The 21,129-nt window shown below is 72.9% G+C and carries 16 protein-coding genes; 6 read left to right on the top strand and 10 right to left on the bottom strand.

Annotated elements, in window-relative coordinates; genetic code table 11:
- Window positions 1–65: 65 nt before the first annotated feature.
- On the bottom strand, window positions 66–1,889 hold the full coding sequence (locus QSK45_RS04950; protein WP_285553601.1) for a DUF8508 domain-containing protein: 1,824 nt from the start codon (window positions 1,887–1,889) through the stop codon (window positions 66–68).
- 264 nt (window positions 1,890–2,153) lie between these two features.
- Here QSK45_RS04950 and QSK45_RS04945 point away from each other — a divergent pair, with 264 nt between their 5' ends.
- From QSK45_RS04945 to QSK45_RS04935, 3 genes are all read left to right on the top strand, one after another.
- The gene (locus QSK45_RS04945; protein ID WP_285553599.1) at window positions 2,154–3,578 is read left to right on the top strand and encodes a hypothetical protein; all 1,425 of its coding nucleotides are present in this window, start codon (window positions 2,154–2,156) and stop codon (window positions 3,576–3,578) included.
- Window positions 3,579–3,759: 181 nt separating this feature from the next.
- The gene (locus QSK45_RS04940; RefSeq protein ID WP_285553597.1) at window positions 3,760–5,223 is read left to right on the top strand and encodes an alkaline phosphatase PhoX; all 1,464 of its coding nucleotides are present in this window, start codon (window positions 3,760–3,762) and stop codon (window positions 5,221–5,223) included.
- 368 nt (window positions 5,224–5,591) lie between these two features.
- A complete protein-coding gene (locus QSK45_RS04935) occupies window positions 5,592–7,175 on the top strand; it encodes a TROVE domain-containing protein (RefSeq protein WP_285553595.1) in 1,584 nt (527 codons plus the stop codon).
- Between the two features lie 99 nt (window positions 7,176–7,274).
- Here the strand turns inward: QSK45_RS04935 and QSK45_RS04930 are convergent, their stop codons facing one another.
- The 7 genes from QSK45_RS04930 to QSK45_RS04900 all read right to left on the bottom strand — a co-directional run bounded on the left by QSK45_RS04930 (window position 7,275) and on the right by QSK45_RS04900 (window position 14,537).
- Window positions 7,275–8,438, bottom strand: a complete 1,164-nt coding sequence (locus QSK45_RS04930) for a TerD family protein (protein WP_285553594.1) — start codon at window positions 8,436–8,438, stop codon at window positions 7,275–7,277.
- A gap of 96 nt (window positions 8,439–8,534) precedes the next feature.
- Window positions 8,535–9,524 carry a zinc-dependent alcohol dehydrogenase family protein gene (locus tag QSK45_RS04925; protein WP_285553592.1) on the bottom strand — a complete coding sequence of 330 codons (990 nt, stop codon included), beginning with the start codon at window positions 9,522–9,524 and terminating at the stop codon, window positions 8,535–8,537.
- Complete coding sequence (locus QSK45_RS04920; protein ID WP_285553590.1) at window positions 9,521–10,345, bottom strand: carbohydrate ABC transporter permease; 825 nt, start codon at window positions 10,343–10,345, stop codon at window positions 9,521–9,523. The genes QSK45_RS04925 and QSK45_RS04920 overlap by 4 nt, the downstream gene beginning before the upstream one ends.
- The gene (locus tag QSK45_RS04915) at window positions 10,342–11,280 is read right to left on the bottom strand and encodes a carbohydrate ABC transporter permease (protein WP_285553587.1); all 939 of its coding nucleotides are present in this window, start codon (window positions 11,278–11,280) and stop codon (window positions 10,342–10,344) included. Before QSK45_RS04915 ends, QSK45_RS04920 begins: the two co-directional genes overlap by 4 nt.
- Window positions 11,277–12,647: an ABC transporter substrate-binding protein gene (locus tag QSK45_RS04910; protein ID WP_285553585.1), complete on the bottom strand. Its 1,371-nt coding sequence runs from the start codon at window positions 12,645–12,647 to the stop codon at window positions 11,277–11,279. Before QSK45_RS04910 ends, QSK45_RS04915 begins: the two co-directional genes overlap by 4 nt.
- Window positions 12,648–12,726: 79 nt before the next feature.
- Window positions 12,727–13,494 (bottom strand): DeoR/GlpR family DNA-binding transcription regulator, encoded by a 768-nt coding sequence (locus QSK45_RS04905; protein WP_285554616.1) that lies wholly within the window; start codon window positions 13,492–13,494, stop codon window positions 12,727–12,729.
- Between the two features lie 233 nt (window positions 13,495–13,727).
- Complete coding sequence (locus QSK45_RS04900) at window positions 13,728–14,537, bottom strand: NAD-dependent epimerase/dehydratase family protein (RefSeq protein WP_285553583.1); 810 nt, start codon at window positions 14,535–14,537, stop codon at window positions 13,728–13,730.
- Window positions 14,538–14,757: 220 nt separating this feature from the next.
- Between QSK45_RS04900 and QSK45_RS04895 the strand changes: the two genes are divergently transcribed.
- Window positions 14,758–15,921, top strand: a complete 1,164-nt coding sequence (locus QSK45_RS04895; RefSeq protein WP_285553581.1) for a hypothetical protein — start codon at window positions 14,758–14,760, stop codon at window positions 15,919–15,921.
- On the opposite strand, the gene QSK45_RS04890 is transcribed toward QSK45_RS04895, so the two are convergent.
- Window positions 15,858–17,093, bottom strand: a complete 1,236-nt coding sequence (locus tag QSK45_RS04890) for an MFS transporter (protein ID WP_285553580.1) — start codon at window positions 17,091–17,093, stop codon at window positions 15,858–15,860. The two genes, QSK45_RS04895 and QSK45_RS04890, sit on opposite strands and share 64 nt — an antisense overlap.
- Before the next feature lie 475 nt (window positions 17,094–17,568).
- Between QSK45_RS04890 and QSK45_RS04885 the strand changes: the two genes are divergently transcribed.
- Both QSK45_RS04885 and QSK45_RS04880 read left to right on the top strand, forming a co-directional pair.
- Entirely contained in the window at window positions 17,569–18,144 is a 576-nt protein-coding gene (locus tag QSK45_RS04885) for a hypothetical protein (protein WP_285553578.1), read from the top strand.
- Window positions 18,145–18,625: 481 nt separating this feature from the next.
- Window positions 18,626–19,423, top strand: a complete 798-nt coding sequence (locus QSK45_RS04880) for an HAD family acid phosphatase (RefSeq protein ID WP_285553576.1) — start codon at window positions 18,626–18,628, stop codon at window positions 19,421–19,423.
- Window positions 19,424–19,586: 163 nt separating this feature from the next.
- Here QSK45_RS04880 and QSK45_RS04875 read toward each other — a convergent pair whose 3' ends face one another.
- Window positions 19,587–21,044 carry a peptidoglycan D,D-transpeptidase FtsI family protein gene (locus QSK45_RS04875; RefSeq protein WP_285553573.1) on the bottom strand — a complete coding sequence of 486 codons (1,458 nt, stop codon included), beginning with the start codon at window positions 21,042–21,044 and terminating at the stop codon, window positions 19,587–19,589.
- Between the last annotated feature and the right edge of the window lie 85 nt (window positions 21,045–21,129).

Raw genomic sequence — 21,129 nt, 5'->3', positions numbered from 1 at the left:
CGGCAGGGCGAGTGGACGCGGGACCGGCCGGACGGGATGTCCGGCCGGTCCTGGGCGCCCTCGGGTCAGGGACGGAAGCGCAGCACCTGCGGGTCGTGGTCGCTGATCTGGTCGTTGAACTCCGAGTTGATGTGCACGCTGTCGTACTCGAAGTCGTCGCGGCGGACCGCCGGGCTGATCAGGATCTGGTCCAGGACCTGCGAGTTGCCCTGGTAGTCGTAGGTGTAACGCTCGCTCGCGGGCAGCGACTTGATCGCCGACCACAGCTCGCCGTCGCCCTCGAGGATCTCGGCGGTGCCGGAGAACTCGAAGTCGTTCATGTCGCCGAGGGCGAGCACGTTCGCGTTCTTCTGGACCTTCAGGATGTCCTTGACGAACGCGTTGACCTCCTGCGCCTGCGCGTGGCGCTGGATCTCCGAGCCGCGCGTCACCGGCTGGTACTGCGAGGTCAGGCCCTGGTCGCCGCCCTTGGAGGTCAGGTGGTTGGCGATCACGAAGACGGTCTTGCCCCGGAAGACGAACTGGCCGACCAACGGCTTGCGGCTGTTCTCCCAGGCGGCGCTGGACGGGTCGATCCGGCCCGGGGAGACGGTCAGCTGGGCCTTGCCGCACTCCTTGGTGACGCCCACCGCGGTGGTGGAGTCGCCGCCCGCGCGGTCCACGAAGGACACCCGCTCGGGGTTGAACAGGAACACCTGGCGGATGTTGCCGCCCGGCTCGCCGCCGTCCTTGTCGTTGACCGGGTCGATCGCGCGCCAGTCGTACGCCGGGCCGCCCGCCGCGACGATCGCGTCGATCAGCTTCTGGACGGTGACGCTCGCGTCCACCGTGCCGTCGTCCGTGGCGCCGTTGTCGTCCTGGATCTCCTCCAGGGAGACGATGTCGGGCGACTGGAGGTTGTTCACGATCGCCGCGGCGTGCTGGGCGAACGTGTTGTCCGACGGGTCGAGGTTCTCGACGTTGTACGTCGCGACCGCGAGCTGCCTGCTGGTCTGCTTCTCGGTGGTCTCGCGCTGGAGGCCGCCGCTTCGGAGCGTCCCGACCCGGTCGGCGACCAGCGTGTAGCCGCCGTACTGGTTGTAGTCCATCGGGCCGGTGGTGGTGCCGGTGAGCGTGTCGCCGACGTTGGCCTTCGGGAAGTCGGCGGTGGCGCCCAGCGACTGGATCTGGAGCCGGCCGGTGTTCTGCGAGTCGTAGGAGCCGTAGACCGTGCCGCCGCGGCTGCTGCGGTGCTCGTCCGGCTTCACCGTGACCCACAGCTCGGCGTACCGGTCGGTGGCGGTGACCACGCGGGTGTCCTCGACCTGGACGCGCATGCCCTCAAGGGACTCGTAGTAGTCCAGGGCGTACGTGGCGGGCCGGAGCGGCAGGTTGTTGATCGAGCCGCCGTCGGCGGTGTCGCCCTGCGGCGTGTACTGGTCCGGCACCGACTGCGCGTCGATGACGACCGGGGCCGGGACGGCGTTGCCGGTGGAGACGGTGGTGATCGCCGGCTTGGTGATCTCCGTGACGGACTGCCCGCCGGACGCGGCGCCACCCGGGACGTACTCGGAGACCGTGCCGGTCACCGTCACCGAGTCGCCGACGGCGACCTTCGGCGCGGAGCTGGTGAAGACGAATATGCCCTCGCTGGTGGCCGGGTTGTCGTCCGGCGTCGTGTCCTGGAGCCAGAAACCCTTGGACGAGCCGTAGCCGCGCGTGGCGGTGACGATGCCCGGCACGTCCGTCACCTTCTGCCCCGCGTACGGCGAGAGGCGGGTGGTGCCCTGGATGTCGTGGATGCGCACCGCGTCGGCGTGCGCGGGGGAGGTGAGGACGACGGCCGACGCGGCGGAGCACACGGCGGCGACGGTGAGCGCGGCGAGACGCGCGGTGGACCTGCTCGGCAAGGGATCCCTCCGGGGATGTTACGGGGCGCCGGGACGAGGCGGAACGGGTGCGTGTGGGGGCCGTTGCCCTCCGTGACACGCGTAGAGCCGGGTGAACGGCCGCCCCCCGACTTCTACGCGCGTCAATCTCCAGCCTGCGCACGGGACTTGTCAAGGTTTCGGCCATGTACCGGGGACGACGAGGAGATGAACCGGTCGGCATGGGTGGAAATCCGTCTACGCTGAGGGGCTGAGCACGTTTCACGGTCCGAGGAGATCCAGCCGATGTCAGACAGCTCGCCCCTGCCGCCCGTACGGCTGCACCCCGAAGCGGAGCTGGCGCACGCCGCGCTGTCCACGCCCCTGCTCTCCCGGGCGGCCCGGCTCGCCCGCTGGGCCGGCCCCGACACCCGGGTGGACGCGGGCGGCAGTCTGGTCGAGGAGCAGCTGCCGGCCGCGGCCGGCCTGCTCGGGCTCACCGGTGACGACGCCGCCGCCTACGCCGCCGAGGCCTGGCGGGTCGCGCTGGACTCCGGGCTGGTCGAGGTCGCCGACGAGGAGACGGGGGCGGTCCGGGCGGGCGAGGCCCTGGGGCTGCTCACCGGCTCCCCGCACGAGGTGCTCACCGTGTGGCTCGCCGCGCTGGAGACGGTGCTGGCCGATGCGAGCGTGCCCGACCTGGACGATCTGGTGGACGCGCTGGACGAGGGCGGCGAGATCGATTTCGCGTCACTCGACTGGGACCCCGAGGGCGAGGCCGAGTTCCTCGACGGCGTCCTCGGCAACCTCTATCTGCTGACGGTGAGTGAGGACGGCCCCGGGGAGGGCCCCGTTCCGCTGCCCGCGCTCGCCGCGTCGATGATCGTGCCGGACGGCATGGGCGAGCCCACCGACGACGTGCTGGAGCAGGTCTCCGACGCGATGATGCGGCTCGACGACCAGTTCCGGACGCTGGAGCCGATCGGACTCGTCGAGTACCGGCCCGTGGACGAGGCGCTGATGGCGGACGGCGACGAGGAGTTCGCCGCGCCGGTGGAGGAGACCGACGTCGCCCGCTACGGCATGGTGCGGCTCACCCCGCTCGGCGCCTACGGGCTGCGGGCGCGGCTGGTGGAGGCCGGCTTCGAGGCCCCGGTGGTCGGTGAACTCGCCGACAAGGGCGCGGACGCACTGCTCGACGGCACCGCCGCGTTCGGCTCCTCGGCCGCCCTCGCCGAGACGGAGCTGTGGCTGTCCCGGCACGAACCGCTCGCCGCCGCACGGGAGTTGCTGGCCGCGGCCCGGGGCGCGGATGCCGGGGGGCCGCTGCGGCGGCTGCGCTGCCAGCAGGCGCTGTCCCTGGTCGGCGGGGAGGCGGAGCCCGCGCTGCGGGAGGTGCTGGACGACCCCGAACTCGGCGGCCTCGCCCGGGTGTGGCTCAGCGAGCGGGGCGCCACCGGGGTGCCCGCGCCGTCCCAGGACCTCGTGTTCTGGCTGACCGTCGACACCGTCGCCGCGCAACTGGCCGCCGAGGGCAACTCCGAGGAGCTCCAGGCCCTGGTGGAGGGGCTGGCCGAGCAGCACGGCGGGTTCTTCGCGGCGGCGTGGCGGGTGGACCATCCGGCGACGGCCGATGTGCTGGAGGCGATGGGACGCCTGCACCCGGACAAGAAGGTGGCGAAGGAGGCCCGGAAGGCGGCCTTCAAGGCGCGCTCGCAGCAGGGGGGCTGAGCGCGCGGGTGGGGACCGGTGCTCGTGCTTGGGGCCGCCATGGGAATGCGCATACGGATTCTTGAACAAGGGTCCTGGGCGCAGCCCCGTGTTCAACCGGTGTTCAGGCACCGGCGGCAGCGTGTGCGCCGAACGAGGTCCGCCGCCCTCCACGGCACACCCATCCGTCACAGGAGACACCATGTCGCTCACCCGCAGGGACTTCGCCAGAACCTCCGCGATCACCGGTGCCGGGATCGCCCTGGCGGGCAGCGCCGGCGTGCTGGCCACCGCGCCGAACGCCCTCGCGTCCACGGAGACCGACGCCGCGCACCCGGACGACGCGCCGGCCCAGGGCCACGACCACGGCCCCTCCACCGTCGGCTACGGTCCGCTGGAGCCCGACCCCAAGGGCATCCTCGCCCTGCCCGCGGGCTTCAGCTACCGGATCATCACCTACAGCGGCAAGACCCGCCTGGAGTCGGGCGAGTTCACGCCGTCCAACCACGACGGCACGTCCACCTTCGAGGGGCCCCGGGGCACCACCCTCCTCGTCAACAACCACGAGCTCGCGGGCCCGCGCGCCAAGTGGACCTACCCGGTGCCGCTCACCGAGGGCCTGGTCTACGACCCCGCCGCGGCCGGTGGCTGCACCGTGGTCGAGGTGCGCCGCGACCACGTCGCCGAGTGGGTCGGCATCGCCGGCACCTCCACCAACTGCGCGGGCGGCAACACCCCGTGGGGCACCTGGCTGACCTGCGAGGAGACCGAGGACAAGGCCGGCCAGAACGGCATGACCAAGGACCACGGCTACGTCTTCGAGGTGGACCCGGCCGACCACCGGGCCAACCGCGCCCCCGAGCCGGTCAAGGCGCTGGGCCGCTACGCCCACGAGGCCGTCGTGGTCGACCCCAAGCGCGGCCACCTCTTCCTCACCGAGGACGCCGCGGGTCCCAACGGCCTGCTCTACCGCTGGACCCCGCCGGCCGGCTTCCGGCACGGCCGCGGCAAGCTGCGCACCCTCGCCGACGACGCGGGCGTCCTCCAGGCATTCAAGTGCTTCGACTCCGGCGGCCGGTTCGTGGACGACCTCTCCCGCGCCACCAGGACCGGCACGGTGTACGGCGTCGACTGGGTGGACGTGCCCGACCGCGACGCCAGGCAGGTCTCCACGCGCAAGCAGTTCGGCGAGGGCCAGATCACCCGCGCCCGCAAGCTGGAGGGCATGTGGTGGGGTGACGGCGGTGTCTACGTCGTCTCCTCCTACGCCCGCGCGGAGAGCCCGGTCCGGCACGACGGCCAGGTCTGGTTCTACGACCCCCGCCGCCGGACCCTCACCCTCAAGGTGCTGATCGGCGTGAACCCGGACCCGGCGAAGGACGGCGCGTTCGACGGCCCGGACAACATCACCGTCTCGCCGTACGGCGGACTCGTCATCGCCGAGGACGGCGAGGGCGTGCAGCACCTGTTCGGCGCCACCGACAGCGGCCGTACGTACCCGATCGCGCGCAACGAGCTGAACATCGGCACCGAGCAGGAGCCGGAGTACAGCGAGTTCACCGGTGTCACCTTCTCCCCCGACGGGCGGACCCTGTACGCCAACATCCAGACGCCCGGCATCATGGTCGCCATCACCGGGCCCTGGAAGCGCCAGAAGAAGCAGTAAATTCGCTCGCCCGGCCCGCGGCCGTCCTCCTAGAGTGGTGCCTGTCCAGGTGCGACAGGCAGGACCTACTTCCACTCTCATGGGGAGGCCGCGGGTTCGACTCCCGCCACCGGTACCAACGGGCCGGTGTAGCTCAGTGGCAGAGCACCAACCGTCGGTTCAGCCGCCCTCGATCTCTGGACACCGTACTTCTCCACGCACCTCCCGGTGCGCCGGGCGGCGGCTCCTTCTTTCGCATGAGATTCCGCGCCGCGGCCCACCCTGATCTCGGGAGGCGTGCCACACGGTGGGTGCCCGGCCCGTTCCCGGGTTCCTTCCCTCTGGCATGCCTCCCTCCGAAGTGACCACTGGATTCGGGGGAATTCACCATGGCGCGATTCAACACGCGTGCCGTCGAGGCGCAGCCCAGGTCCGCGGTGACCACGACCGGCCGAACCCTGCGCACGTACGAGGGCGGCAAGGGCCGTGAGCGCGACGCGCGGTCGGAGCTCTTCCTGCTCGCCGTCTCCAACCTCGTCACGCGGAACACCTTCTACGAGACCGGTGACGAGCGCGACGACCGCTTCGCCCGGCTCGTGCGCGACCTCGCCGTCCGCGACCCGGAGTGGACCGCGGGGCTGCTCGGCTGGCTGCGCGGCGAGGGCAACATGCGCACCGCGTCGATCGTGGGCGCCGCCGAGTACGTGCACGCGCGGCTGACCGCGGGCGCCGCCGGCGGACCCGCCAACCGTCAGGTCGTGGACCACGTCCTGCAACGGCCCGACGAACCGGGCGAGTTGCTCGCGTACTGGATGTCGCGGTACGGCCGGGCCGTGCCCAAGCCCGTCAAGCGCGGGATCGCCGACGCCGTACGGCGCCTGTACCACCCCAAGGCGCTGCTGAAGTACGACACCGCGGCCAAGGGCTACCGCTTCGGCGACATCCTCAACCTCGTGCACGCCTCCCCGGACCCGGACAAGCCGTGGCAGGGCGAGCTGTTCCGGTACGCGCTCGACCGGCGGCACCACCCGGAGACGGCCGTGCCGCCCGCCGCGCTGCCGCTGCTCACCGCGCGCCGCGAACTGATGGCGCTGCCGGTCGCCGAGCGGCGGGCGGTCGTCACGTCCCCGGGCGGCGCCGAGCGGCTCGCGGCGGCCGGAATCACGTGGGAGGCGCTGGCCGGGTGGCTCCAGGGGCCGATGGACAAGGCGGCCTGGGAGGCGGTGATCCCGTCCATGGGGGCGATGGCGCTCGTGCGGAACCTCCGCAACTTCGACGAGGCGGGCGTCTCCGACCCGGTCGCCGCGCAGGTCGCGGCGCGGATCAGCGATCCCGAGGAGGTGGCGCGGTCGCGGCAGTTCCCCTTCCGCTACCTCGCCGCGTACCAGCACGCGCCCTCGCTGAGGTGGGCGTATCCCCTGGAGCGGGCGCTCGGCCACTCGCTGGCGAACGTGCCGGCGCTGCCGGGGCGGACGCTCGTGCTCGTCGACCGGTCCGGGTCCATGTTCTGGGCGGCGTCCGGGGTCGGCTCCCAGCTGACCCGCGCCGACGCGGCGGCGATCTTCGGGACGGCGGTGGCGGTGCGGGCGGCGTCCGCGGACCTGGTGGAGTTCGGGTCGACGAGTGCGGGGGTGGCGTTTCGGCGCGGGGAGTCCGTGCTGAAGGTCCTGGAGCGGTTCGGGAACCTCGGGGGGACGGATACGGCCGGGGCGATCCGGCAGCACTACCGGGGGCACGACCGGGTGGTGATCGTGACGGACGAGCAGCACACAGCCGGCCGCCATGGCGAGCCGACGGACCTGATCCCCGCGGACGTGCCGGTCTACACGTGGAACCTGGAGGGGTACCGGGCGGGCCACGGGCCGTCGGGTTCGGCGCACCGGCACACCTTCGGGGGGCTGTCGGACGCGGCGTTCCGCATGGTGCCGCTGCTGGAGGCGGCGCGGGACGCGCGGTGGCCCTGGGAGTCGTGAACCGGGCGGTGCCCCGAAGGGGCGCCGGGAACCGCGCGAACGGCCCCGACGCGCCCGCGGTCGGGGCCTGCCCGCCGTGTCACGGCGAGTCCCCTCCGGTCACAGGGCCTTCGCGCCCGGGTCCACCATGTTGCGGACCGTCCTCGCCTTCACGAAGTCGCCGAGGGCCGTCATCTCCCACTCGCCGGAGTACTGGCGGATCAGCTTGGCCATCATGACGCCCGTCTGCGGTTCGGCCTGGGTGAGGTCGAAGCGGACCAGTTCTTCCTCGGTCGCGGCGTCGACGAGGCGGCAGTATGCCTTGGCGACGTCGGTGAACTTCTGGCCCGAGAAGGAGTTGACCGTGAAGACGAGGCCGGTGACCTCCTGGGGGATGCGGCCGAGGTCGACCACGATCACCTCGTCGTCGCCCGCGCCTTCCCCCGTGAGGTTGTCGCCGGAGTGCTTGACCGCGCCCTTGAGGATCGTCAGCTTGCCGAAGTAGCAGCTGTCGACGTGGTTGCGCTGCGGACCGTAGGCGATGACCGATGCGTCGAGGTCGATGTCGCCGCCCCGGAACGCCGGCTCCCAGCCGAGGCCCATCCGCACCTGGGAGAGCAGCGGCCGGCCGCCCTTGACCAGCGACACGGTCTGGTTCTTCTGGAGGCTGACGCGGCCCTTGTCCAGATTGATCTTCCCCGAGCCCGGGGCCGGGGCCGGCGGCGCCGCGGGCATCGGCGGAGCCACCGGCGGTGCCGTCGGCTGCGGGGGCGCCGCCGGCGCCGCGGCCGGCTCCTCCACCGTCACGCCGAAGTCCGTCGCGATGCCCGCGAGCCCGTTCGCGTACCCCTGGCCGACCGCGCGGGCCTTCCACTGGCCGCCCCGGCGGTAGATCTCCACCACGACGAGCGCGGTCTCGGTGCCGAGCTGCGGGGGCGTGAACGTGGCCAGTACCGCGCCGCCGTCCGCGTCGCGGATCGTGGCCGTCGGCTCGATGCCCTGGAAGGTCTGGCCCGCCGCGTCCGGGCTGGCGGTGACCACGATCTTCTCGATGCCCGGCGGCACGGCCGCGGTGTCGACCGTGATCGCGTCGGGCGCCGTACCGCCGCCGGACCGGTAGGTCACGCCCGGTCCGGACGGCTGGTTGTAGAAGATGAAGTCGTCGTCCGAGCGCACCTTGCCGTCGCCCGTGAGCAGCAGGCCCGAGACGTCCAGCCGCACGGGAGCGGCCACGTCCACCGTGACGCGCGCGGCGGAGAGCGGGATGTTCGAGCCAGGGGTCATAGCTGTCATGTGGGGGGTAACGAACGAACCCGCTTTACCGTTCCCTTACCACCCGCACGGCCTCACCGGCCCCTCACGGCACGGGGGCCCGGCCCCTCACGGCACCACGACGATCTTCCGCCCCACCCCCGCCGCGAACTGCTCCAGCGCCTGCGGGTACCGCTCCAGGGGGAGCCGGTCGCTGATGAAGACCCGCGGGTCGAGGACGCCGTTCGCGAAGAGTTCCGCCGCCCGCTCGTAGCTGTGCAGCACCGCCATCGAACCGGTGATGGTGATCTCCTGGTTGTAGACGCGGTACGGGTCGATCGTCACCCGGGTGGCGTAGTCGGCGACCCCGAACTGGAGGAACGTGCCCGCCTTCGCCACCCGTCCGAGCCCGTCCTGGATCGCCGCCGCGTTGCCCGTCGCGTCCACCACCACGTCCCAGCCCCCCGGCCGGTCGAGTTCGTCCGCGGCGCCCGCCGCCGCCGAGGCCCCGAGCAGCCGGGCGGTCTCCAGGCGGCCCGGGTTGAGGTCCACGACGTCCACGCTCGCCGCGCCCGTGCGCTTGGCCAGCTCCAGCATCATCAGGCCCATGGTCCCGGAGCCGTAGACCAGGACGTGGGCGCCGAGGCGGGAGCGCAGCACGTCGTAGCCGCGCACGGCGCAGGACAGCGGTTCCACCAGGGCCGCGTCCTCGGTGCGCACGTGCTCGGGCAGCCCGACGCAGTTGGCGACGGGTGCGACCGCGTACTGTGCCGCCCCGCCCGCCGTCGTCACGCCGATCGCGGCCCAGCGTTCGCACAGGTTGTTGTGGCCGGTGCGGCAGTAGCGGCACTCGTGGCAGTACAGGGAGGGGTCCACGGCCACCCGGTCGCCGGCCGTGACCTCGGTGACCCGGGTGCCGGTGGCGACCACCGTGCCCGCGAACTCGTGGCCCGGCACGATCGGCAGCCTGGGCGCGAACTCGCCCTGGAGGATGTGCAGATCGGTGCCGCACAGCCCGCACGCGGCGACCTCGACGACGACCTCGCGGGGTCCCGGCACCGGGTCGGGGACCTCGGTGACGACGGCGCGGCCCACGGACTCGATGACGGCGGCCCTCATTTCACGGCTCCCAACGACAGGCCCTGGACCAGTTTGTCCTGGGCGGCGAACCCCGCGGCGAGCACCGGCAGGGAGACGACGAGCGACGCGGCGCACACCTTGGCCAGGAACAGGCCCTGGCTGGTGATGAAGCCGGTCAGGAAGACGGGCGCGGTCTCGGCGACCACCCCGGTGAGCACCCGGGCGAACAGCAGCTCGTTCCAGCTGAAGATGAAGCAGATCAGTGCCGTGGCCGCGATGCCGGGCAGCGCGATGGGGGCGACGACGCGGGTGAGGACGGTCGGCAGCCGGGCCCCGTCCACCCGCGCCGCCTCGATCACCGCGACCGGCACCTCGGCGAGGAAGGACTGCATCATCCACACCGCGATCGGCAGGTTCATGGCGGTGTAGAGGATGACGAGCAGCCAGACGTTGTCGAGCATCCCGGTGTTCTTGGCGAACAGGTAGATCGGCAGCAGTCCGGCGACGGCCGGGAGCATCTTCGTGGACAGGAAGAAGAACAGCACGTCCGTCCACTTGCGCACCGGCCGGATCGACAGCGCGTACGCCGCGGGCAGGGCGAGCAGCAGCACGCACAGGGTCGAGACGACGGACGCCACCGCGGAGTTGGCCAGCGCGGGCCAGGGGCTCGCGCCGCCGCCGACGCCGAAGAACTCGCGGTACCCGTCCAGGGTGAGAGCGGCGCCGAAGGACGGCGGGTCGGTCGCGGCGTCCCGCTCCGAGTGGAAGGACGTCAGCGCCATCCAGGCGATGGGCAGGAAGAAGACGATGCCGGCCAGCCAGGCCACGAGGCCGAGACCGTGTCGTCGGACGCCGGTCATGAGCGGGCCACCTCCTCGCGGAACAGGGACGAGACCACGCGCAGGGCGAAGGTCGCGATGACGATCGAGCCGATGACGACCAGGACGCCCGCGGCGGAGGCGAGGCCGTTCTCGTGGGCCTGGTAGAAGCTCTGGTAGACGGTGTACGGCAGGTTCGCGGTGCCGAGGCCCCCGGACGTGATCGTGAACACCGCGTCGAAGTTCTGCACGATGTGGATCGAGCCGAGCAGGGCGCCGAGTTCGAGGTAGCGGCGCAGATGGGGCAGGGTGAGGTGGCGGAAGATCTGCCAGTCGCTCGCGCCGTCGACCCGCGCGGCCTCGGTCTGCTGCTGGTCCCGGCTCTGCAGTCCGGCCAGCAGGATCAGCATCATGAACGGCGTCCACTGCCACACCAGGGCGGCCTCCACCGCGAGCAGCGGGGTGTTCGAGATCCAGTCCGGCCGGGGGCCGCCCACGTAGTGCAGCAGCCCGTTGAGCAAGCCGTACTCGGGGTTGTAGAGCACGTGCTTCCACAGCAGCGCGGCGGCCACCGGCACCACCAGGAAGGGCGCGATCAGCAGGGTGCGCACGACGCCCCGGCCGCGGAAGCGCCGGTCGAGGAGCAGGGCGAGGAGCAGCCCGAGCACCAGGCTGGCCAGCACCACGGCCACGGTGAGGAGCACGGTCGTCCACACCGAGTGGCGCAGGTCCGCGTCGGTGAGCACCTGGCGGTAGTTGGCGAGGCCGGTGAAGCGGCGGGCCTTGGGGTAGAGGGCGTTCCAGTCGAAGAAGGAGATCACCAGCGTGGCCACGAACGGCAGCTGGGTGACCGCGACCATGAAGACGAGGGCGGGGAGCAGCGGGGCCCGGGTGGCCCAGGCGCGCAGCCGGGCCGGGGGCCGTTTCAGCGGCCGCGCGGGGGCGGCGGCGTACGGGGCCGTGGTGGTGGCGGTCATCGTCCCTCGTACTCCTTGGAGATCTTCTCGGCGAGCTGCTGGGACCTGTCCAGGGCCGCGTCGACGGACTGGCGTCCGGCGATGGCCGCGCTGATCTCCTGGGAGACCCTGGTGCCGAGGTCGGTGAACTCGGGGATGTCGACGAACTGGATGCCGGGCGCGGGCCGCGGCTGCACGCCGGGGTCGTCGGGCCGGGTGCTCTCGATGGCCTGCCTGGTCATCTCCTGGAACGCGGCGGACGACCGGCGGTAGTCGGCGTTCTCGTACGTCGAGGCCCGCTTGCCCGCCGGGACGTTCGGCCAGCCGCTGGTCTCGCCGACCAGCTGTTCGTACTCCTTGCCCGACGCCCAGGAGACGAACTTCCACGCCTTGTCGGGGTTGCGGGAGGCTTGTTGGATGCCCCAGGCCCAGGTGTAGAGCCAGCCGGAGGACGCGGTCCGTTCGACGGGGGCGGGGGCGTAGCCGAGCCTGCCCCTGACCGGGGAGCCCTCGGCCTCCAGGGAGCCGGCCGCGGAGGTGGCGTCGTACCACATGGCGACCTTGCCCTGCGTCATGTCGTTCAGGCACTCGGCGAACCCGGACTGGGCGGCGCCGGACTCGCCGTGCGCGCGCACCAGGTCGACATAGAACTTCGTCGCCTCCCGGAACGCGGGCGAGTCGAGGCGCGCCTTCCAGCCCTTGTCGAACCAGGTCCCGCCGAAGGTGTTCACCACCGTGGTCAGCGGCGCCATCAGCTCGCCCCAGCCGGGCAGCCCGCGCAGGCAGATGCCCCGCATCCCGGGCCGCGCGCCGTCCGCCTTCGCGGCGAGGTCGGCCACCTGCCGCCAGGTGGGGTGGGCGGGCATGGTCAGGCCCTTCGCCGCGAACACGTCCTTGCGGTACATGAGGAACGACGACTCGCCGTAGAAGGGCTGTCCGTAGAGCCTCCCGTCGTCGCCGGTGAGGGACTGGCGCATCGGCGCCAGTACGTCCTTCTCGTCGTACGACGGGTCCTTCGCGACGTAGGCGTCCATGGGGCGCAGCCACCCGTTGCGGGCGTAGATCGGGATCTCGTAGTTGGAGAGGGTGGCCACGTCGTACTGGCCCGCCTGGTTGGCGAAGTCCTGGCTGATCTTGTCGCGGACGTCGTTCTCCGGCAGCACGGTGAAGTTCACCTCGACGCCGGTCTCCTTGGTGAAGTGCGCGGCGGTGAGCTTCTGCAGCTCCACCATCTGGGGGTTGTTGACCATCAGTACGTTGATCGAGTCGCCGCCGGATCCGGCTCCGCCCGCGCCGGTCCAGCAGCCGGACAGCAGGGGGGTGAGCAGCGTCCCTGCGGCGGCCAGGGCGAGCGTGGCCCGCGGCCTCCGTCGGCTCGGGGTGCGCATGGATCACTCCTGGATGTATGAGGACGTAAAGGGCGCTCGGTGGGCGGGAGATGCCCAGGGGGGACGGGGGTGGGGAAGGTCAGACCCGGATGACCTGCGGGCCCAGCAGGGCGTAGCGGTGGGCCTCGGCGGCCGGGAGCAGGGTGCTGGTCACGATCGCCTCCAGCGCGCCGATCTCCGCGAACCGGCAGAAGCTCACCGCGCCGAACTTGGTGTGCACGCCGGCGAACACGGTGCGCCGCGCCGCGCGCATCGCCTGCGACTTGACCTCGCCCACCGCCGGATCGGGCGTGGTCAGGCCGTGTTCACGGGTGATGCCGTTGGCGCCGACGTAGGCGAGGTCGAGGACGAAACCGGACAGCATCCCCGTCGTCCAGTGGTCGACGGTGGCCAGCGTGCCGGCGCGCACCCGGCCGCCGAGGAGCAGCACCTGGACGTGGTCCGCTTCCGCGAGGGCGCCCGCGACCGGCAGGGACGCGGTGACCACGGTCAGCGGCCGGTCCCCGGGCAGTGCCTCGGCGATGAGCTGCGGGGTGAAGCCCTCGTCGACGAAGACGGTCTCGGCGTCGCCGAGCAACTCGGCCGCCGCGGTGGCGATCCGGCGCTTCTCGGGCACCTGGCTGGTGGCCCGGAAGGCCAGCGTGGTCTCGAAGCCGGCGCTCTCCACCGGGTAGGCCCCGCCATGGGTGCGGCGGACCAGCCCGTGGGCCTCCAGGGAGCGCAGATCGCGCCGGACGGTCTCCTTGGCCACGCCCAACGCCGCGGCGAGCGCGGTGACGTCGACCGCGCCGGTGGCGCGCGCGGCCCGCACGATCTCGCGGCGGCGTTCCTCCGCCGTCCCGGTCATCTCCTCACCCACCTCCCCGCGGAACTGCCCGTTCGGGCCCATGGGGGAAGTTGTACCGCCGGTGTGCCACCCTGACCAGGTCTGTTGCCCGCCCGATGCTGCCCGCTCGGGCCCGTTTCCCAGCGGATGTGCCCGCCGCGGACCTGCGCGGCGGCGCGCGGCGGGGTGGAAACGGGCGCACCGCGTGCCCGGACACGCGGTGGACGGGCCCGTTCGGCGCCCGCCCGTCCGTCTCAGTACGGCCAGATCGGCGGGTCGGTGACGAAGCGGCCGCCCAGCAGGCGCTGGGCCGGGTCCGCGGGGTCCGGCTCGCCCCGCTCGGCAAGGAGCTTCGCGGCGTACGGCTCCGAGTCGTCCCGCGGCTCGTAGCCGAGGGCCCGCGCGCCGGCGAGGTCCCACCACCGGCGGGTGTCGGCGGAGGAGCCGTAGACCACGGTGTGGCCGACGCCCTCGGCGGTCAGGGCCGCGTGGAAGAGCCGGGCGCCGTCGGCCGGGCTGAGCCAGATCGACAGGGCGCGCACGCTGTTCGGCTCCGGGAAGCAGGAGCCGATGCGCACCGAGACGGTCTCCAGGCCGTGCTTGTCCCAGTAGAACTGGGCCAGGTCCTCGCCGAAGCACTTGGACAGGCCGTAGAAGGTGTCCGGGCGGTGCGGCGCCTCGACGGGGAGCGGCGGCTCGCCGGGGCGCGGGACCGGGGTGTAGCCGACGGCGTGGTGGGAGGAGGCGAACACGATCCGGGGCACGCCCGCCTCGCGCGCGGCCTCGTACAGGCGGTAGGTGCCCTCGATGTTCGACTTCAGGATCTTCTCGAAGGGCGCCTCCCGGGAGATGCCCGCCAGATGGAGCACCGCGTCCACGCCCCGCACCGCCTCGCGCAGCGCCACCGTGTCCGTGAGGTCCGCGGTGATCGCGTCCGGCGCGTCCTCGACGGGCCGGACGTCGAACAGGCGCAGGGCATAGCCGTACTCCGGCAGCAGGGAGCGCATCAGAGTGCCGATCCGGCCGGCCGCGCCGGTGAGCAGGACGGTACGGGGTGCGGGCATCCTCGGTCTCCTTGGGGTCGATACGCGTGGGGGCGTGGGCACTTGGGGGGACGGGGTCCCGGTCCATGCTCCTTGACCGCCCCACGTGGGGCGCCTAGCGTGAGGGCCGTTCAAGGACATGGACATCGGTCAGGAGAATGTACGCCGTCGGAGGGCGAGGGCGCGTGCGGGCCCGGCGCAGGGCATGCGGGCCACCTCCCCGTGAGCACGAGGAGTCCGCGTGAAGGCCGCCGCGTTCGTCTACCCCTGGGACGTCAACGGGGACCCCGGCGCCCCCGCCCGCATCGCCGGACTCGGCGTCGAGCAGGTCACCCTCGCCGCCGCCTACCACTCCACCCGCGCCCTGACCCCGCGCCACCCCCGCCACCGCATCGTCACCGCCGAGCACGCGGCCGTCCTCTACCCGCCGGGCGACCGCTGGACGGGCCGCGCCCTCCGTCCCCACCCCGCGGGCCCCTGGGCCCCCGGCGACGCCCACGGCGAGGCCGCGCGGGCGCTCGCCGACGCCGGGCTCGCGGTGCACACCTGGGTGGTGCTCGCCCACAACTCCCGTTTGGGCACGGACCATCCGGACACCTCCGTCGTCAACGCCTACGGCGACCGCTACCCCTGGGCGCCCTGCATCGCGCAGCCCGGCACCCGCGCCTACCTCGTCGACCTCGCCGCCGAGGCCGCCGTACGCCCCGGCGCGCGGGGCACCGAGCTGGAGTCCCTCGGCTGGTACGGACTGCCGCACCTGCACGCCCACGACAAGATCTCCGGCGTGCCCCTCGAAGAGGCCGGGGAGTACCTGATGTCCCTGTGCTTCTGTCCTTCCTGCCGTGCGGGCTACGGCGAACAGGGCGTGGACCCCGAGGAGCTGGCCTCGGCGGTGCGGGCCGCGCTGGAGCCGCTGTGGCGGGGTGCGACGGCCGACCGGGGCCTGCCGGCGGTGGCGGACCTGCTCGGCGAGCAGCGGGCCGCCGCCGTCCGGGCCTGGCGGGACACGACCGCCCGCACCCTCCAGGAGGAGGCCGTGGCCGCCGTGCGCGCCGCCGCGCCCGCGGGGTTCCAGGTCCTGCTGCACGCCGACCCCGTCCCCGAGCACTGCGGCGCGAACGCGGGCGTCGACCCCGCGCACGTCCTCTCCGTGGCCGACGGCGTCGTGGTCCCCTGCACCGGCGGTACGGACCTGCTGGCACCCTTCGCCGCGCACGCCCGCGAGCGGACCGTGCTGGCGGCCAACTTCGGCATCGTCACCGGGATGGGCGGCAGCCCCCGCACCCTCGCCGCGGACGCGAGCCGCGCGAAGTCGGCCGGCGCGACCGAACTGCGGCTGTATCACGCCGGGTTGGCGTCGGACGAGGATCTCGCGGCGGTGCGCGAGGCGCTGGCGGCGCGCTGAACGAGCGGGGCCGCGGTCGCCAGCAGGGCGAGGCCGTAGCAGGGCAGCAGCAGCCCGGGTCCGGCCAGTTCGACCAGCCCGGCGCCGGCCGCGAGCCCGATGACGTTCGGCGTGTACATCAGCGTGTTCGCGGTGGCCGTCACCCGGCCGAGCAACGGGCCCGGAGTCTCCCGTTGCACGGCGGTGAGCGCGGCTATCAGCACACAGGGCAGGCCCAGCCCGGACGCCAGGGAGGACGCGAGCGCCACCGCGTCCCAGGGTACGGCCCGCGTGATCACCGCGAGGCCGGTCAGCGCGATCCCCGCCGCCGCGAACCAGCGCTCGCCGAGCCGCCGCAGCGCCGGGCCGGTGAGCAGTCCGACCGCCACCGAGCCCGCGCCCTGGACGGCGTACAGCACGCCCGCGTAGGCGGGGGAGTGGCCGAGGCGGTCGATCACGGCGTACAGCGCGGAACTGGCGAGGGACGTGAGCAGCAGCGTCGTGCCGCCGGCCCGGACCAGGGGGCGCAGGCTGTCGTGCCGCCACAGGTAATGGACGCCCTCGGCGGTCTGGCGGCGCCAGCCGCCGCGGTCCGGGGACGCCGGCCGCTCCTCGCGCACGCGCAGCAGGGCGCACAGCGCGGCGGTGACGACGAAGCTGCCCGCGTCGAGACAGGCCACGGCCGGGCCGCCGAGGGCCGCGTACAGGCCCGCGCCGGTGAGCGGGGCGACCAGCTTCACGCCCTCGGTGATGGCCATCCGCAGCCCGTTGAAGTCGCCGAGGAGGGCTGCGGGGACGACCGCGGTGACGAGGGCCGACTCCGCCGCGCCGGTGACGGCGTCGGCGGTGCCGTACAGGAAGAGGACGGTGAACAGCAGCCACAGGCGGGCGGGGGAGTCGACGGCGAAGAGGCTGAGGAGCAGGGCCGCCAGGGCGAGGTTCACGGTGATGATCAGGGGTTTGCGGCGGACGCGGTCGGCGAGGGTGCCGAGGGCGGGGCCCGCCGGCGTGGGGGCCCAGAGGGCGAGCAGGCTCAGACCGGCGAGGCCGTTGGACCCCGTGAGGTCCTTCACCCATATGCCGGAGGCCAGCCACAGCGCGGAACTGCCGAAGGCGTTCACCACCAGGCCGGCCAGATACCGGCCCGCGTCGCGGTCGCGCAGCACACGGAGCACGGTCGGGGAGGTCGTCATACCACGTCATCGTGGGTCTGAGGGGGGTCAGCGCGGATCGGTCGGATGCCCTATTCGGTGATGGGTTCGGGCCGCGGGCCGGTCGTCCCCGTAGGTACTCGTCCGGAACCCCCTGGGGACCCGCGGCGGGCGGCCGGGCCCGCGGCGGGCGGCCGGGCCCGCGGCGGGCGGCCGGTGAAGGCCGGGAGCCGGGGGCCGGTCCGGTTCGTCCGGCCACGCAAGACGCATTCCGGCCATGAAGCGGGCGCCTCCTGCCCGGGAGCGGGCCCCTCCTGCCCGAGCGGGCCCTCCTGCCAGGGAGCGGGCCCCTCCTGCCCGAGCGGGCCCCTCCTGCCCGGGAGAGGGCCGCTCCTGTTCGCGGGAGCGCCCTTCCTGCCCCTGAGAGTCCTTCCAGCCCGCAGAGACCGGCTTCCGCCCCGCGTGAGAGGTCCACCCGGGCACGAGCGGCTCACCCGGTCCGTGAGACGGTTCGTCCGTGCCGGAGGAAGAGACGACGAACGTGTTGCGCGCGGCCCTCGCCGAGGCCGCCTCCGCCTCGTGGTCGCGCCGCGCCCGCGCCGGACGTGACCTCGCGAGCAGTGCCGAAGTGCCCGAAGCCGCCGAGGCGTTGGCGAGGCTCCTGCTGGACGCCGCCGACACCGCGGTGACCCGGTGCACGGCCGAGGCGCTGGTCCGGGCCGGCACCGTGGACGCCCTGCGGCTGCTCGCGCGCGCCGTGCCGGAGGCCGATGACAACCAGGCCGACTGGCTGCGGACCGGGGTGGGGGACGCGCTCGCGGGAGCCGGCGGGGAGCCGGACGCGGCGGCGGTCGCGGCGGTCGTGGATGTCTGCGGGAGACTCGCCCGAGACCCGCGGGCGGCCGTCCGCCGGGGCGCCGCGGAGATCCTGGCGTGGAGCGGCGACGGGAGCGGCGACGGGAGCGGCCGCGCGGACGAGTGCGGACGAGCGGGCGGCGCCGGGGACGAGCAGCCCGACGGCTCCGCAGGAGGGTCCGCGCCCGTGGGGCCGTACCCCGGCGCCGGTTCACCGGACGCGTACCGGCACAGCTGACCGCGACGGCCCAGGCCCCGGCCACCGCGCGGAGCGGGTCCGCGGGGCCTGGATGGCCCCGGCCGTCGCCACCGCGCTCGCGGCCCCGCTCGGCGTGCTCGCCTCCTGGGCGCGGTGGGCCCCGCCTTCGCCGGCGAGGCCTGCCGCACCGGCTGCCCGGCCGGCTCCCGACGCCGGCGCGGAGCGGATCTCCTCCCTGCCCGCGCACGGCTTCCCGTGCCCCGTCCCCGTCCTGCTCACGGCCTGGCTGCCGCCGTGGCGGCGCCGCCGGGCCGGTCCTCCCGTCCCCCACTTGTTCGAGGGGACATCCCGAGACGCCGTCATTCCCTTACCGGAACCGGGAGTTCCGCCATGGCGCGCGGACATGGCCGGAAAAAGGCGCGCGTATCGATCGGATAACAGGCCTCGCGGTGCGGCTAGTTATGCGCGTAGACAATCCGTGACCTGGTCACTCACTCTAGCCACCAGATCCGGAGAATCCATGCGGAAGTCCCTCAGAGCGGCCGCCGTCGGCGCCGCCTGCGTCGTCGCCGGTGCCGCCCTGTACGGCGCGGGCGCGGCCACGGCCGGTCAGTCGACGGCCAACTCCACCCACGAGCCCTACAACATCGGGCTCCTGACGAAGGACATCGACACCTACTACGGCACCACCGCCGACAGCAACGGCGTCTACCAGGCGTCCCCGGACAGCCCGTACGCCAAGGACCTGGCGCAGATCGACGCGGACGCCCGGAAGTACATCGCCAGGGCCGCCCGCACCGCGCGTGCGCACCACCAGCAGCCCGCCGTCATGTTCGACATCGACGACACGCTGCTGCTGAGCCTCGACTACGAGAAGCGCAACAACTACAGCTACAGCTCGGCCACCTGGAACGAGTACGTCAACCGGGCCGACCGTCCCGCCGTGTTCGGCAGCCCGGAGCTGGTCCGGTACGCCGACTCCATGGGCGTCACGGTCTTCTACAACTCGGGTCTGACCGAGGCCCAGCGCGACGCCGCGGTCACCAACCTGAAGAAGGTCGGCGCCGACGTCAACCTCGACGCCGGCCACATGTTCCTCAAGGACAAGGCCAACCCGCCGGCCTACCTCCAGGACTGCGCCGTCCCGGGTGACTGGAAGTGCACGACCGTCCAGTACAAGGCCGGTACCCGCAAGCACATCGAGGACGACCTCGGCTACGAGATCATCGCCGACTTCGGCGACCAGTACTCGGACCTGGACGGCGGCTACTCGGGCCGTACGTACAAGCTTCCGAACCCGACGTACTTCGTCGGCTGAGGTCACCCGCACCCGTCCGAGGTCCGCTGAGACCCTTGTGACGTCTCCCGCCCCCGCCACCGGCCGCACTCCGGCGCCGTGGCGGGGGTCGGGCGCTTCGCGGGACGGTGACGGCGGGGGCGGCGCGCGGCGGACGGCGGGGCCGGCGTCCCCTCCGGCCCCCTCAGCGCCTCAGCGCCGCCACCATCATCGCCCGCGCCACCGGCGCCGCCAGCCCGTTGCCGCTGACCTCCGAGCGCGCCGCGTCCGACTGCTCGACCATCACCGCGACGGCCACCTCCTTGCCGGTGCTGTCGGACTTGCCGAACGAGGTGAACCAGGCGTACGGCGTCTTGCTGTTGTTCTCACCGTGCTGCGCGGTGCCGGTCTTGCCGCCGACGGTCACCCCGTCGATCAGGGCGTTGGTGCCGGTGCCGTCCTTGACCACCGTCTCCATGGCGGACCGGAGCTGGGCGGCGGTCCGGGAGCTGACGATCCGTTCGGTACCGGTGTCGCCGTCGTAGTCGTGCACCACGTCGCCGCCGCTGTCGACGGTCCGGGAGACCATGTGCGGCGAGGCCAGCTCGCCACCGTTGGCGATCGCCGCGGACACCATGGCCATCTGGAGCGGGGTCGCGGTGACGTCGTACTGGCCGATGCCGGTCAGCCCGGTCGAGGACTTGTCCATGTCCGACGGGTAGACGCTGGTGTAGGCGCGCACCGGCACGTCCTGGTGGTCGTCGTTGAAGCCGAACTTCTCCGCCATGGCCCGCACCTTGTCCTGGCCGAGGTCGACGGCCATCTTGGCGAAGACGTTGTTGCAGGAGTACTGGAGGGCCACCCGGATCGAGGCGTCGCGGCACGGCGCCGAGGGGTTCTCGTTCGCCAGGTCGCGCACCGTGCCCGGCAGCCGGTACGGGTCGGGGCTGTCGGTGTGCTCGTCCACGTTCCCGTACAGCCCGCTCTCCAGCGCGGCCGAGGCCACCACCAGCTTGAACGTCGAGCCCGGCGGCAGCGGCTGGCGCAGCGCGCGGTTGGTCAGCGGCTTGTCCGGGTCCGCGTTGAGCCGCTTCCAGTCGGCGCCGGCCGTGTTGGCGTCGGTGAGGACCGAGGGGTCGTACGACGGTGTCGACACGGCGGCGAGGATGCGGCCCGTCCGGGGGTCGATGGCGACGGCCCCGCCCTTCTTGTCCCCGAGGGCGCGGTAGGCCGCCTTCTGCACCGCCGGGTCGATGGTGGTGACCACGTCGCCGGGGTCGGCCCGCTTGCCGGTGAGGGTGTCCATCACCGTCCTCAGGCCAGGGTCCGTGCCGTTGAGCAGATCCGCGTAGATGCCCTCCAGCTGGGTGGGCGCGTACGCCTGCGAGGCGTAGCCGGTCACCGCCGCGTACAGCTCGCCGTCCGTGTACGTCCGCTTGTACGCGAGGTCGCCTCCCTTGGTGCGCGCCGAGCCGGTGATGGCGTTCCCGGCCACGATGATGTTCCCGAGCGGCCGCGAGTACGTCTCGATCGCGTTGCGCCGGTTGTTCGTGTCGTCCGCGAGGGCCTCGCCGTCGTAGAACTGCACCCAGGTCGCCCTCGCCAGCAGGGCGAGCACGAGCAGCAGCGTGAAGACGGACGCCCGCCTGATCGTCTTGTTCATCCCGCACGAAAGACGTCCGGGACGGGGGCGGACGTTCCCCTACGCCCGGATTTCTCATGTTCCGTTCATCCTGGGCGGTCCCGCT

The sequence above is a fragment of the Streptomyces hygroscopicus subsp. hygroscopicus genome (assembly GCF_030269125.1).
Lineage (GTDB): Bacteria > Actinomycetota > Actinomycetes > Streptomycetales > Streptomycetaceae > Streptomyces > Streptomyces hygroscopicus_C.
This window is presented reverse-complemented; position numbering and strand designations above follow the sequence as displayed.